At 70.2% G+C, this 14067-nt stretch carries 9 protein-coding genes; 4 read left to right on the plus strand and 5 right to left on the minus strand.

The genetic code is table 11. The annotated features are described in order from the left end of the window. Window positions 1-92 precede the first annotated feature (92 nt). Together HQN59_RS01975 and HQN59_RS01980 are read left to right on the plus strand one after the other, a co-directional pair. Window positions 93-554, plus strand: a complete 462-nt coding sequence (locus HQN59_RS01975; RefSeq protein ID WP_176065531.1) for a tripartite tricarboxylate transporter TctB family protein — start codon at window positions 93-95, stop codon at window positions 552-554. 28 nt (window positions 555-582) lie between these two features. Beyond that, window positions 583-2097, plus strand: coding sequence for a tripartite tricarboxylate transporter permease (locus tag HQN59_RS01980; protein ID WP_176065533.1), 1515 nt, complete (start codon window positions 583-585; stop codon window positions 2095-2097). Window positions 2098-2179: 82 nt separating this feature from the next. Here the strand turns inward: HQN59_RS01980 and HQN59_RS01985 are convergent, their stop codons facing one another. After that, window positions 2180-2653: a hypothetical protein gene (locus HQN59_RS01985; protein WP_176065534.1), complete on the minus strand. Its 474-nt coding sequence runs from the start codon at window positions 2651-2653 to the stop codon at window positions 2180-2182. A 114-nt stretch (window positions 2654-2767) separates the two neighbouring features. Next, the gene (locus HQN59_RS01990) at window positions 2768-4243 is read right to left on the minus strand and encodes a M20 family metallopeptidase (RefSeq protein ID WP_176065536.1); all 1476 of its coding nucleotides are present in this window, start codon (window positions 4241-4243) and stop codon (window positions 2768-2770) included. 232 nt (window positions 4244-4475) lie between these two features. Here HQN59_RS01990 and HQN59_RS01995 point away from each other — a divergent pair, with 232 nt between their 5' ends. Beyond that, complete coding sequence (locus HQN59_RS01995; RefSeq protein ID WP_176065538.1) at window positions 4476-5102, plus strand: hypothetical protein; 627 nt, start codon at window positions 4476-4478, stop codon at window positions 5100-5102. Beyond that, window positions 5099-6427, plus strand: a complete 1329-nt coding sequence (locus tag HQN59_RS02000; protein WP_176065540.1) for a S1C family serine protease — start codon at window positions 5099-5101, stop codon at window positions 6425-6427. Before HQN59_RS01995 ends, HQN59_RS02000 begins: the two co-directional genes overlap by 4 nt. A gap of 84 nt (window positions 6428-6511) precedes the next feature. On the opposite strand, the gene HQN59_RS02005 is transcribed toward HQN59_RS02000, so the two are convergent. The 3 genes from HQN59_RS02005 to HQN59_RS02015 form a co-directional block, all read right to left on the minus strand. Beyond that, window positions 6512-8914 (minus strand): gamma-glutamyltransferase family protein, encoded by a 2403-nt coding sequence (locus HQN59_RS02005; RefSeq protein WP_176065542.1) that lies wholly within the window; start codon window positions 8912-8914, stop codon window positions 6512-6514. A gap of 347 nt (window positions 8915-9261) precedes the next feature. Then, entirely contained in the window at window positions 9262-10860 is a 1599-nt protein-coding gene (locus HQN59_RS02010) for an efflux transporter outer membrane subunit (RefSeq protein WP_280926622.1), read from the minus strand. Continuing rightward, window positions 10857-14021 (minus strand): efflux RND transporter permease subunit, encoded by a 3165-nt coding sequence (locus HQN59_RS02015; protein WP_176065544.1) that lies wholly within the window; start codon window positions 14019-14021, stop codon window positions 10857-10859. The genes HQN59_RS02010 and HQN59_RS02015 overlap by 4 nt, the downstream gene beginning before the upstream one ends. Window positions 14022-14067: the final 46 nt, after the last annotated feature.

A 14067-nucleotide genomic window follows, 5' to 3' on the forward strand; every position in this document is an offset into this window, starting at 1 on the left:
GGCTCGCCAGGGCGGCGTGGTCAGGTGGAGGTCAGGCGGCGACGGCGATAAACACGCCCGCTGCTTCGTCACTCTATTCATCCGGGAGCTTCATGAGAATCAAGAGTCAACGCGACCTGTGGTCGGGGCTGATGTTCACCGCGGTCGGCGGCGGCTTCGCGATCGGCGCGCTCAACTACTCGATGGGAACGTCGGCACGCCCCGGTGCCGGCTATTTTCCGCTCGGTCTGGGCCTCATCCTCGCGCTGATGGGGCTGGTGCTGGTGCTTCAGTCGCTGGTGGTCGACAGCGAGGACGGCGAACGCATCGGCGCGGTCGCATGGCGGCCGCTGCTCGTCATCATCGGTTCGATCGTCTTCTTCGGCGTCGCGCTCGATCGCCTGGGCCTCTTCATCACTTTTCCGCTGCTGGTCGTGATCGTCAGCTTCGCGAGCGACGAGTTCAGGTGGCGCGGCGTGATCACCAACGCGATCGTCCTGACCATCGGCGCGTGGGCGATCTTCGTGCTCGGCCTCAAGCTGATCATCCCGACGCTGCCGAACTTCATGCAGTGACGGCGCAGAACACGACAAGAGACTCGCCATGCAGGACATGATCAGCAATCTCGCCCTCGGGTTCGGCGTCGCCTTCACGGTGCAGAACCTGCTCTACGCCTTCTTCGGCTGCCTCATCGGCACGCTGATCGGCGTGCTTCCCGGCATCGGCCCGGTCGCGACCATCGCGATGCTGCTGCCGTCGATCTACGGCCTCGACGCCACGCCGGCGCTCATCATGCTGGCCGGCATCTACTACGGGGCGCAATACGGCGGCTCGACCACCGCGATCCTGATCAACGTGCCGGGCGAATCGTCGTCGGTCGTGACCGCGATCGACGGCTACCAGATGGCACGCCAGGGCCGTGCCGGCGCCGCCCTCGCCGCGGCCGGACTCGGCTCGTTCTTCGCCGGTTGCGTGGGCACCGTGATCATCGCGGCGTTCGCGCCGCCGCTCACCGAGCTCGCATTCAAGTTCGGGCCGGCCGAATACTTCTCGCTGATGGTGCTCGGCCTCATCGGCGCGGTGGTGCTCGCGTCGGGCTCGCTGCTGAAGGCGATTGCGATGATCATCTTCGGCTTGCTGCTCGCGCAGATCAACACCGACGTGATCTCGGGTACGGCACGCTACAGCTTCGGCATTCCGGAGCTCACCGACGGCATCAACTTCGTCGCGATCGCGATGGGCATCTTCGGCTTCGGCGAGATCATCGCCAACCTCGGCCAGCCGGCCGAGAACCGCGAGGTGTTCACCAAGGAGGTCAAGGGCCTCTGGCCGACGATGCAGGACTTCCGCGAGGCCTGGCCCTCGGTGCTGCGCGGCACCGCGCTCGGCTCGATCCTCGGCGTGCTGCCGGGAGGCGGTGCGCTGCTCGCCTCCTTCGCGTCGTACACGATGGAGAAGAAGCTCACGCGCAACCCGCGCAAGGAGTTCGGCAAGGGCGCGATCCAGGGCGTCGCCGGCCCCGAATCGGCCAACAACGCCGGCGCGCAGACCTCGTTCATCCCGATGCTCACGCTCGGCATTCCGCCCAACGCCGTGATGGCGCTGATGGTCGGCGCGATGACGATCAAGGGCATCCAGCCGGGTCCGCAGGTGATGACCGGCAATCCCGAGCTGTTCTGGGGCCTGATCGCGTCGATGTGGATCGGCAACGCGATGCTGGTGATCCTGAACCTGCCGCTGATCGGCATCTGGATCAAGCTGCTGATGGTGCCCTACAAGTTCCTGTTCCCGGCCATCACGCTGTTCTGCTGCATCGGCACCTACACGCTCAACAACAACAGCTTCGACGTGTTCATGACTGCCGGTTGCGCGGTGCTCGGCTACATCTTCTTCAAGCTGAGCTGCGAGCCGGCGCCGCTGCTGCTCGGCTTCATCCTCGGCCCGATGATGGAAGAGAACCTGCGCCGTGCGCTGCTGCTGTCGCGCGGCGACTGGACCACCTTCGTGACGCGCGGTCTCTCCGCCGGCCTGCTGCTCGCGGCGCTGGCCATGGTCGTGATCGTGATGCTGCCGTCGATCAAGAAGAAGCGCGAGGTCGCGTTCCAGGACGCCGACTGACCGCTGCTCCGCTGCGCTGCGCCTCGCGGCGCGTCGCCGCCAGCCGGCGCGCGTGCTTGCCGCCTGACGGCCGGGCGGCCGGCTACTCGCGCGATGCGCGCACGCTCAGCGCAACGATGGCCGCGGCGGCGGCGACGATCAGCGCGTCCTCGATGAGCCCGCTCCGGGTCTGACCGATGCGCGCCATCGCGCGCTTGCGACCCGCGAGCGTGAGATACGCGAGCGGCACCGCGGTCACGACCGCCGCCGCTGCGCCGGACCGCTCGCGGCCGTGCGGCGCCAGCGCCGCACCGGCGATGCCGCTGCTCATCACCCGCGCGAGCAGGCCGAGGAACACCGTCCGGTCGGGAGCGGTCTTCATCTTGTCGCCGAGCAGCTCGCCCACGCCCATCGCGAGCGCGCCGAACCTGAACAGCGGGCGATCGAGCAGGAAGAGCCGACCTGGGGTGCGACGGCCGATGACGCGCGCCGCGGCGATGGTCGCCATCGGCGTCATCGAGCGTGCGCTCGCGACCGCGCCGATGAGGATCGAAGAGAGAAGTCTCGGGCTGTTCATCGTGTCGAGATACAGGTGCGGCCCCGCGCAGGGAGCGCGCGAGGTCGAACCTGGTCCGGCAATCGACTTGCCCGAAGCCAAGTCAGGCGCGGCGGACGGTGGCGTCGCGGCGCGTCAGGGGCACGCCGCCATTACCTGTGCGACCGCCGCGGTGAGCTTCTTGCCATACGGCACGTGCAGGAACTCGTTCGGGCCGTGCGCGTTGCTCTTGGGCCCGAGCACGCCGCAGACCATCATCTGCGCGGCCGGGAAGCCCTGCTGCAGCATGCTCATCAACGGGATCGTGCCGCCCTGGCCGATGTAGCCGCAGGGCGCGCCGAAGTGCGCGTTCGACGCCGCATCCAGCGCGTCTTCCAGCCATGGCGCGAGGCTGGGGGCGTTCCAGCCGGTCGCGCCCGCTGCGCCGACGCGGCCGTCGGCGTTGAACGTGACCTTCGCCTGGTACGGCGCGTTGTCCTCGAGCAGCGTCTTCAGCGCCGCCGCGGCCTGGTTGCCGTCGACGAGCGGCGGCAGGCGCAGGCTCAGCTTGAATGCGGTGTAGGGGCGCAGCACGTTGCCCGCATCCTTCATGGCCGGGAAGCCGTCGACGCCGGTCACGCTGAGCGTCGGGCGCCAGGTGCGGTTGATCAGGCCCTCCACGGGGTCGGTGGTGGTCGGCAGCACGGTCTGACCATCGGCGCCGCACGCCCATGGATAGCGCTTCCAGACCTCGTCGCCGAGGATCTGCGCCGCCGCGCGCGCCTGCTCGATGCGGTCGGCCGGAATCTCGCAGTGGAAGCCCTCGGGCAGCAGGCGCCCGGTCCTCGAGTCCTCGAGGCGGTCGAGCACCTGGCGCAGGATGCGAAAGCTCGACGGCACCAGGCCGCTCGCGTCGCCCGAGTGCACGCCTTCGGTCAGCACCTCGACCTTGAGTACGCCGCTCACCATGCCGCGCAGGCTGGTCGTGAGCCAGAGCTGGTCGTAGTTGCCGGCGCCGCTGTCAAGGCAGACGACGAGCCCGACGTTGCCGAGGCGCGGCCGCAGGGCGTCGAGGTACGCCGGCAGGTCGTACGAGCCGCTCTCCTCGCAGGTTTCGATGAGGCCGACGCAGCGTGGCCGCGCGATGCCCTGGCGATCGAGCGCTTCGATCGCGGTGATCGCGGCATAGACCGCGTAGCCGTCGTCGGCGCCGCCGCGACCGTAGAGCAGGCCGTCGAGGTACTTCGGCGTCCACGGCCCGAGGTCGCTGCGCCAGCCGTTGAACTCGGGCTGCTTGTCGAGGTGGCCGTAGAGACAGATCGTGTCGGTCGAGCCTGCGCGGGTGGCGGGCACGTCGAAGAAGATGACCGGGGTGCGGCCTTCGAGCCGGATCACCTCGAGCTTGAGGCCCGCGATGCGGCGGCTCTCGACCCAGCGCGCGGCATCGGTGATCACGCGCTCGATGTAGCCGTTCTGCTGCCAGGCCGCGTCGAACATCGGGCTCTTGGCAGGGATGCCGATGTAGTCGGTGAGCGCCGGCACGAGCTCGGCGTCCCAGACCTGTTCGACGAACGAGCCGATCGTCGCGGCTTCGTCGGGCTGCACCGGCAGCAGCGGATCGCGTGCGTTCATGGCGACTCCTGCGAGATGGGTTGGCAAGTGTAGGTTTTCTGCCTGGGTGCCGAACTCGCGTGGTCTAGTGCCCCGTGAGCGAGGTCGTGCTGGCGTGATGTCTCGCCGCATCTCCATGACTGCGATTCGTGCGATATCGCGCGCGGGCATCGTCCAAACGGATCGCTGAGGCAGCGTCGCCGCTAGACTCGTTCGCGAGCTCGCGTGCGTGGGCATCTGGAGAGACTGCCAAATGCCACGATCGAAGCGTTTCCGGGTCGCGCAACGCGCCGCATGTGGCACGACCAGCATGCTGGGCAGCGCGCTGCTGATCGGGTGTGCGACGCCGCAGTCGACTTCGATCCCGGCTTACGTGGCGCCGGTGGACGGGCCCACCGCGCGCCTCCTGACCCGCAGCTCGCTGCCCGCCGGGGAACGTTATGGCGTCTTCCTGTATGCCGATGCCGAGGGTTGCCGTGAGCCGCGCCGCGTGGGGATCGCCGAGGGTGATCAAGCACTGCCGGCGATGACGCTGCAAGCGGATCGGCCGACCACGATCGAGTTCGCCGCCATGAAGCCGGACCGCGCGATCTGCCGGGTCCGATGGACGTTCGATCCGCTGCCGGGAAAAACCTACCTGCTCGCCGGCAGCGCCACCCGCGAGCGCTGCGTCGCGCGCGTCCTCGACGCATCCGATGCCGACGACATCAAGCCCGAGGCAACCGCACTGTGGCGAAACGGAGGTGCCGCGTCCTGCACGCCCACCGCCGAGCTGCGCGCCAGGCGCTCGTCGAGTCCAGACGCGGAGCGGCTGGAGCGCGAGGCGGTATTGCGCCCCGGCGCGACGGCGCAAGACCTGCAGGGGCTCACCGGGCGATGAACCGGCACCACGCCTCGCGCCTCGCGCCGCTGCTCGGCGTCGCGCTCTTCACGCTGAGCGTTGCTCCAACCGCGCTCGCCTCGACTGCCGCCGACGTGTACGCGAAAGTCTCCGCCGCGGTCTGGAAGGTCATGACCTATGACGCCGATGGTCTGCCCCTCGGACAAGGCAGCGCCGTGGTCGTGGGTCGCGAACGGTTGGCCACGAACTGCCATGTGCTCGCCAAGGCCCGTCGCGTGTCCGTCCGGCACGGTGAGACCACGCTCGATGCGACGTTGGACCTGTGGGACGTGCAGCGCGATCTGTGCCAGCTCAAGGCATCCGGGCTGGCAGCGGCGCCGGTGAGCTTGGCCGATTCCGGGACGCTGCGCGTGGGACAGGACGTCTACGCCATCGGCAACCCGCGGAAGCTCGATCTCACGCTGAGCGCAGGCCTGATCTCGTCGCTTCGCAGGAACGCGTCGGGGCACCTTCTTTTGGTGCAGACGAGCGCGTCGATATCCAGCGGCTCGAGCGGCGGCGGCTTGTTCGACGATGCGGGACGTCTGGTGGGTCTAACAACGCTCGGCTTGGTCGGCGACGCGCAGAACCTCAACTTCGCGATCCCGGCGGCATGGCTGCTCGAGCTGCCGGAGCGCCATGCGCGAGCCGAGCGCGAGCAGCTGGAGCGCCGCGAGCCGGCTCGCGGGGAGGTCGCGACGGCCGCCCGCGAACCCGCGACAGGCAATGTGGCTGCACCCTCGAGCCCCGCAATCCCTTGCACGCCGATTCCCTGGCGCCGGACGTCGCATCCGGCCGACGCCGCGCATTCGAACCATCCCACGCACAACCCTTGCAAGCGAGATGACGTGCCTGCGCCGGGGGCCGAGCCACGGGCCAAGCCGCAGCAGCGTGATCCCGGCTCGTCGCCGCAGTCGTCCACGAGCGATGCCGGTGCGCCACGCACGCGGACGGAACAGCACGCGGGCCTGCCGGTGACCACTGCCGCGGCCGAGCGCGCGCCATTGCCGACCCCGGGGCGTGCGGCGGTCGCGGCAGAGGCGCGCCCGGACGCGGGTGCAGCGTCCGACGTTCGGCTGAACGACCTCGACCAGCTGCCCTTCAGCACCGAAGAGATGCGGCGCCGCTACAGCTTGTTCCTGAAGCAACCGGTGCCGCGCGCCTTCGTCATCACGAAGAGCGGCTCGTCGAGGACGGCGAGCGGCGCTGGCGAGCTCACTCCGACCGAGCGTGCGCTGCGCGAGTGCAGGCAGTCGCTGGTCGGCGAATGCTTCGTCTATGCCGTCGACGAGCGCGTCGTGTACGCGGGCCCGGCCGCTCGATAGCATCGCGCCGCCGCAGCGAGCCCTGAAGGTGCGCGTGCAACCGCGAGCGCGTCGCGGCCCGCTCGCGGTCCACTCGCCTGCACGTCAATACCCGTTCGCCCCGCCCGCGCGGCGGTAGTCGGCCGCGCCGCGGTACACCGGCAGGCCGTTGACGTCGTAGTCGACCGCGATGCCTGCCAGGCCGCTGGTGAGGCCGGTCTCGCCGAGCGTGGTCGTCGTGTAGCCGTAGGTCGAGCGCATGCCCGGGATCAGGCCGACGATCGGCTTGCCGCTCTCGACCTGTGCGACCGAGCTGCCGAGGCTCTGGCCGGTCCAGTTGTCGGCGTTGATCGCGGCCTGGATGTCCATGCCGTAGACCATGTTGCCGAGGAAGGTCTTGACGATGTAGTCGGGGATCGGGCCGCCGCCGGCCGAGCCCCAGACCAGCCGCACACGGCCGCTCGCGTCGAGGGCGATCGACGGCGCGATCGAGCTGCGCGGGCGCTTGTTCGCGGCGTAGCCGTTGACGTCGATGCCCGGGGTGCTGGCGGAGAAGTTCGACATCGCGTTGTTCAGCATCATGCCGGCGGCCTCGATGTGCGCGCCCCAGTGCGTGTTGATCGTCGTCGTCATCGCGAGCGCGTTGCCGTAGCCGTCGATGATCGCGAGGCTGCTGGTGGTGTTCCAGTCACCGTCGTGGAGCGGGGTCGCGCTGCGAGGCGTGACGCGGCTCGCGAAGCGCGTCGCGGCCGCGGGCGCGCTGCGGCTCGCCAGCGGGTCGAACGTTGCCGGGTCGGTGGCCGCGAACGCCGGAATGCCCTGCGCGGTGCCGCCGGCCGACACGGTGCCGAGCGCCCGTCCGTTGACCAGCGCGGCACGCGCGTCGAGATACGGCGGGCTCAGCAGCGCGGCGACGCGTGCGTTGACGTTCGAATACGCCGGGTCGCCGACGATGTTGCGGCGGTCGGCATTGGCCAGCCGGCTCGCCTCGAGGGCGAGGTAGTAGAAGCCGGGGGTGGCCCAGGCCTGGTTCGCGACGCCCAGGCGTTCCAGCAGGCCGAGCGAGTACAGCGTGACGACGCCGCCGAACAGCGGCGCCGGCTGCGTGTAAATGGTCGTACCGAAGTGCTGGCCGGTGAGCGGCTTCCGCTCGACCGCGCGGTAGTTGGCGAAATCGCTCGCCGCCATCAGGCTGGGGATGCGCGCCGGGATGATCGCCGCCGACGTCGTGCCGTCGGCGTTGTAGGTCGCCGGCAGGATCGACGTGCAGTTGTTGCTGCCGTCGGGTCGTGTCTTGTCTTCCTGAAAGCGGCGCAGGATCGACGCCGCGATCGGCCCGTTCGGGTCGTAGAACGCGGCCGCGCCACCGTCGCGCACCTTGGTCATGGTGTCGGCGAGGGGCAGGTTCCTGATCAGCGTGCCGACCGCGAGCGGGCGCGTGCCGGTGGCGTCGCTCGGGTCGCAGTAGCGCGCCTTGATGTCCTTGTACTGGCAGCGCACGGCGCCCCAACGGTCGCGCGCGGTGTTCCACCACGCCTTGACGCCGCCGGCGTCGAGCGGCTCGCCGGTCTCGTCGTCGAACTGGGTGCCGTCGCTGTACAGCGTGCTGTACATGTAGCGCGTCATCGGAAAGCCGTTGGTCGCGAGGCCGATCGCCTCGTCCCAGAGCTGGCCCCACGGCTTCTTCCCGTACGCCTGGTGCGCGAGGTCGAGCACCTTGAGCGTACCCGGCACGCCGGTCGCGCGGCCCGAGATGTTGGTGTTGCCCTGCTGCGCCGAGATGCTGCCGCCGATCGACTGGCCGCTCCGGCACTGCAGGTCGGACGCGACCGCCATCTGGTAGATCGACGTGGTGGTCGACGCACCGATGTTGGCCGGCGCGCTGGCAAGCCCGTCGAATGTCCTCACCTTCTTGGTCGCGGCGTCGTACAGCGTGATCACGCTGCCGCCGGCAAGGCCGGAGGCGAATGGTTCGACCACTCCGAGCACCGCCTGCACGGCGATCGCGGCGTCGACCGCCGAGCCGCCGCGCGCGAGCACGCGGCACCCTGCGGCGGATGCATTCACGTCCGCCGACGCGACCATCACGTTGGTGCCGACGAGGCCGACGGTCTGCGTGCCGGGTGCGCCGGCCTGCGCGGTGCACAGGGCGGGGTCAAAGGTGACCACCTGCACCGGCGTGCCGGCCACCGCCCACTGCAGCCCCGCCAGGTCGAACGGCAGCGAGCGATCGACGCGCAGCGTGATCGTGTCGGCCGGCGTCGCGCTCTCGTTGGCGCCTAGGCTGCCGACCGCGACGCGGCCGTCGACGATGCCGGTGCCGGCGCCGGCACCGGTGAGGTTCGCGGTGATGCCCGACTGCGCGACGCTGCCGTTCTGCACCGTCACCTGGAACACGTAGTCGTAGCGCGTGCGATCGACGCGGGTCTCGCTGACGCGCGTGAGCTTGACGACGGTCGCGGACGCCGCGGCCGCGGGCGTGGCCGCGAGTGCGCGGGCGCTGGGCATGGCGGCCGGCGCCGCGCTCGCGCTTCGCTCATCGCTGCCGCCACCGCAGGCCGCGAGCGCCGCGACCAGCGGCAGCGCAGCCGCTGTCCGCCAGCACCTCGAGCGGCGATTGACGCCCTCCGCGCGCGTTGCCAGCAACTCCGCGCCGCGTGCCGTCGTGCCTGCTTCGGGCTGCGCCCGCGACTTCCGAACCATCTCGTCCTCCCGTGTTTTCAGGTGCGCGGGAGCATGCCACGGGGTCGCGGGGCGGTCCACGAAGGTCGCCCTCGCCTTGTACGAGCGGTCGGTGCAGGTCGCGCCCGGCAAGCCGCGACTCGACTCGAGGCGTGCCCGCCGCCGGCGGGTGCTCAGCGCGCGGGTGCGGGCGGCACCGGGTTCGACGGCAGCCGGGTCTCGGTGCCGGGCGGCAACGCGCCGGGCATCGGCACCGGTTTCGGCGTGGCGGTGGCGCTGGTCGGAGCGGCGGCGGGCGTGCCGCCCGCCGAACCCGCTGCGGCGTCGGCGGGCGGCGCACTCGCGGGATCGGTCCAACCACCGCCGAGCACCTGGTAGAGCGTGACGAGGTTCTGCACCTGCGCGGCGCGCACCTGCAGCGCCGCCTGCTGCACCTGGAACAGCGCGCGCTGCGCGTCGAGCACGTCGAGGAAGCTCGACGCGCCCGAGCGGTAGCGCAGGTCCGCGAGGCGGAAGCGCACGGCTTCGGCGTTCGACTGCGCGTTCAGCGCGCGCACCTGCTCGGTCAGCGTCGCGCGGCCGGCGAGGGCATCCGAGACCTCGCGGAACGCGGTCTGGATCGAGCGCTCGTAGCGCGCCAGCGCGAGGTCGCGGTCGGCCTCGGCGACCGCGAGGTTCGCGCGATTGCGCCCGGCGTCGAAGATCGGCAGCAGCATCTGCGGCGCGACGCTCCAGGCGAAGGTGCCGTTGGTGAACAGCGAACCGAGCCGGGTGCTCGCGACGCCGACGCTCCCGGTGAGCGAGATGCTCGGGAAGAACGCCGCGCGTGCCGCGCCGATGTTGGCGTTGGCCGAGAGCAGCAGCTGCTCGGCCTGGCGGATGTCGGGGCGCCGCGTCAGCAGCTCCGACGGCAACCCGGCGGGCAGGTCGGTGACGAGCTGCTGATCGGCGAGGCGCAGGCCCGGGGGCAGGTCGGCCGGCACCGGCTGGCCGAGCAGCAGCACCAGCGCGTTCTCGTCGAGCGCGCGCTGACGCACCTGCTGGGCCAGCGTCGCGCGCGCGCTCTCGAGCAGCGACTCGGCCTGGCGCAGCTCGAACTCCGACGACGCGCCGACGTCGAAGCGCAGGCGCGTGAGGCGCAGCGTCTCCTCGCGCGTGGCGAGCGTCTGCTCGGTCACCGCGAGCAGCTCGTCGTCGGCGAGCGCGGCGAAATAGGTGTTGGCGACCGCCGCGATCAGGCTGATCTGCGCCGCGCGGCGCGCCTCCTCGGTGGCGAGGAACTGCGCGAGCGCGGCCTCGCTGAGGCTGCGGATGCGGCCGAAGAAGTCGATCTCCCACGACGGCACCGCGAGGCCGGCGGTGTAGAGCTGGCTGGTGCCGCCGCCGAGTTCCTTGGGGTTCGGCTGCAGCTGGCCGCCGACGCCGACGCCCACCGTCGGGAACCCGCTCGCGCGCTGCACGTTGTAGAGCGCACGCGCGCGTTCGATCGCGAGAGCCGACGCCCGCAGGTCGCGGTTGTTGTCGAGCGCGACCTGGATCAGCGTGCGCAGGCGCGCGTCGCCGAAGAAGGTCTGCCACGGGATGTCGGCGGCGGCGGTGGTGCCCGCACCGCCCGGCAGCAGGTCGGCCGTGTAGGTGGCGGCGACCGGCGGCTCCGGGCGCTCGTAGCGCGGGATCAGGCTGGTACAGCCGGCCAGGGCGAGCGCAGCGGCGAGCAGCGCGACGCGCATGCCGCGCCGGCCGGCGCCCGGGTTCGAAAGGCGGCGCGTCATCGCGGAACCTCGTGGGAAGTCGCCGGCGCGACGGCCGGGTCGCCGCCCGGCGGCGCCGGCAGGGGCTTGCGGCCCTTGAACAGCGTGCGCACCGCGACGAAGAAGATCGGAACGAAGATCACCGCCAGCACGGTCGCGGTGATCATCCCGCCCATCACGCCGGTGCCGATCGCGCGCTGGCTCGCCGAGCCGGCGCCCGACGACACCACCAGCGGCAGCACGCCGAGGATGAACGCGATCGACGTCATCAGGATCGGCCGGAAGCGCAGGTGCACCGCACGCAGCGTCGCATCGACGAGGCTCATGCCGCTGGCGTGCAGGTCCTTCGCGAACTCGATGATCAGGATCGCGTTCTTGGCCGAGAGGCCGATTACCGTGATCAGGCCGACCTTGAAGAACACGTCGTTCGGCATCCCGCGCATGCTGGCGCCGAGCACCGCCCCGAGCACGCCCAGCGGCACCGCGAGCAGCACCGCGAACGGGATCGACCAGCTTTCGTAGAGCGCCGAGAGGCACAGGAACACCGCGAGCAGCGAGAACGCGATCAGGATCGTCGACTGCGCGCCGGCGAGGCGCTCCTCGCGCGACTGCCCGGTCCATTCGAAGCCGAAGCCGGCCGGCAGCTGCTGCGCGAGGCGCTCCATCTCGAGCATCGCGTCCCCGGTGCTGTAGCCCGGTCCGGCGTCGCCGGCGATCCGCATCGTCGGGTAGCCGTTGAAGCGCACGGTCTGCATCGGGCCGGTGACCCAGCGCGTCGTCGCGATCGCGCCGAGCGGGACCACCTTGCCCTGGTTGTTGATGACGTTGAGACGCATCAGGTCTTCGGGCTGCATGCGATCCGGGGCGTCGGCCTGCACCACCACGCGCTGCAGCCGGCCGGCGTTCGGGAAGTCGTTGACGTAGGTCGAGCCGAGCGACGTCGAGAGCACCGCGTTGATCGCCTCGAAGCCGACGCCGAGCGCGGCCGCACGGTTGCGGTCGATGTCGATCTGCAGCTGCGGCGCGTCCTCCAGGCCCTCGGGCCGCACGCCGGCGAGCACCTTGCTCTGCGCGGCCATGCCGAGCAGCTGATTGCGCGCGCCGAGCAGCGCGTCGTGGCCGTTGCCGCCGCGGTCCTGCAGGCGGAACGTGAAGCCGGTCGCGGTGCCGAGCTCCGGAATCGCCGGCGGGCTGAGCGCGATGACGAAGGCGTCGCGGATGCCCGAAAGCGCACCCATCGCGCGGCCGGCGATGCCCTGTGCCGAATGCTCGACGCCGGAGCGCTCTTCCCACGGCTTGAGCGTCACGAACGCGAGCGCCGCGTTCTGGCCGCTGCCGAAGAAGCTGAAGCCGAGCACGCTGACCATCTTGTCGACTTCGGGCTGCTTGAGCATGAAGCCTTCGACCTGCTGCATCACCTGCAGCGTGCGGTTCTGCGTGGCGCCCGGCGGCAGCTGGACGTTCGCGATGATGTAGCCCTGGTCCTCGTTGGGCAGGAACGACTGCGGCATGCGCATGAACATCAGCACCACGATTGCGACGATCAGGCCGAACACTGCGAACCAGCGCCAGACGTGGCGCAGCATCTTGGCGACGCCGCTCTCGTAGCGGTGCGTGGTCGCGCTGAAGCCGCGGTTGAACCAGCCGAAGAAGCCGCGCTTCTCGTGATGGTGGCCGGCCTCGACCGGCTTGAGGAAGTGCGCGCAGAGCGCCGGCGTCAGCGAGTTCGCGAGGAAGATCGAGAACAGCATCGAGCTCACCATCACCAGCGAGAACTGGCGATAGATGTTGCCGACCGAGCCGGCGAAGAACGCCATCGGCAGGAACACCGAGACCAGCGTGACGGTGATGCCGACCAGCGCCGCGCTGATCTGCCCCATCGCCTTCTTGGTCGCGTCGCGTGGCGACAGGCCCTCCTCGGACATGATCCGCTCGACGTTCTCGATCACGACGATGGCGTCGTCGACCAGGATGCCGACCGCCAGCACCATCGCGAACATCGTCAGCACGTTGATCGAGAAGCCGAACGCGAACATGATCCCGAACGACCCGAGCAGGGCGATCGGCACCACGACGGTGGGGATCAGCGTGTACCGGAAGTTCTGCAGGAACAGGTACATAACCAGGAACACCAGCACCACCGCCTCGACCAGCGTCTCGACGACCTGGCTGATCGAGATCTTCACAAAGCGCGAGCTGTCGTACGGGATGTCCCACTTCACGCCCGGCGGGAAGTAGCGCGCGAGCTCGGTCATGCGGGTGCGCACCCGCTCCGCGGTCGCGAGCGCGTTGCCGGTAGGCGAGAGCTGCACGCCAATGCCGGTCGACGGCTTGCCGTTGAGGCGCGCCGACGTCGAGTAGTTCTGGCCGCCGAGCTCGACCCGGGCCACGTCGCGCAGGCGCACCGTCGAGCCGTCGGGATTGGCGCGCAGGATGATGTTGGCGAACTGCTCGACCGTGGTCAGCTGACCCTGCACCACCACCGTGGCGCTGATCGCCTGCTCGCCGACGATCGGCAGGTCACCGATCGTGCCCGACGAGACCTGCGCGTTCTGCGCGCGTATCGCCGTGGTGACGTCGCTCGCCGAAAGGTTGAAGCCCACCAGCTTGGCCGGATCGAGCCAGATCCGCATCGAGCGTTCGGTGCCGAACAGCTGCGCCTGGCCGACGCCGGGCAGGCGCTGGATTTCGGGCAGCACGTTGCGCGACGCGTAGTCGCCGAGCCCGACCGGGTCGTACGCCGGGTTGTCCGACGACAGGATCGTGAACAGCAGGAAGTTCGAGCGCGCCTTGTCGACGCGCACGCCCTGCTGCGTGACCGCAGCCGGAAGGCGCGGCGCGGCACGCGAGAGCCGGTTCTGCACGTCGACCTGCGCGAGGTCGGCGTTGGTGCCCGTCTCGAAGGTCAGCGTGATCTGGCCGACGCCGTTGGCCTGGCTGAGCGACTCGATGTACGCGAGACCCGGCGAGCCGTTCATCTCCTGCTCGATGACGCTGACCACGCTGTCCTCGAGCACCTGCGCCGACGCGCCGGGGTAGGTCGCCGTCAGCACGATGGAGGGCGGCGCGACCGACGGGTACTGGGCGATCGGCAGCTGCTTGATCGCGACGCCGCCGAGCACCAGGATGAAGAGCGAGATCACCCACGCGAAGATGGGACGATCGATGAAGAACTGGGCCATCGATGCGTCCTATCGGCTGCCGGCGCCGGCACCGCCGGTGCCGCCC

This window comes from Rhizobacter koreensis, assembly GCF_013366375.1.
GTDB classification, from domain to species: domain Bacteria; phylum Pseudomonadota; class Gammaproteobacteria; order Burkholderiales; family Burkholderiaceae_C; genus Schlegelella_A; species Schlegelella_A koreensis.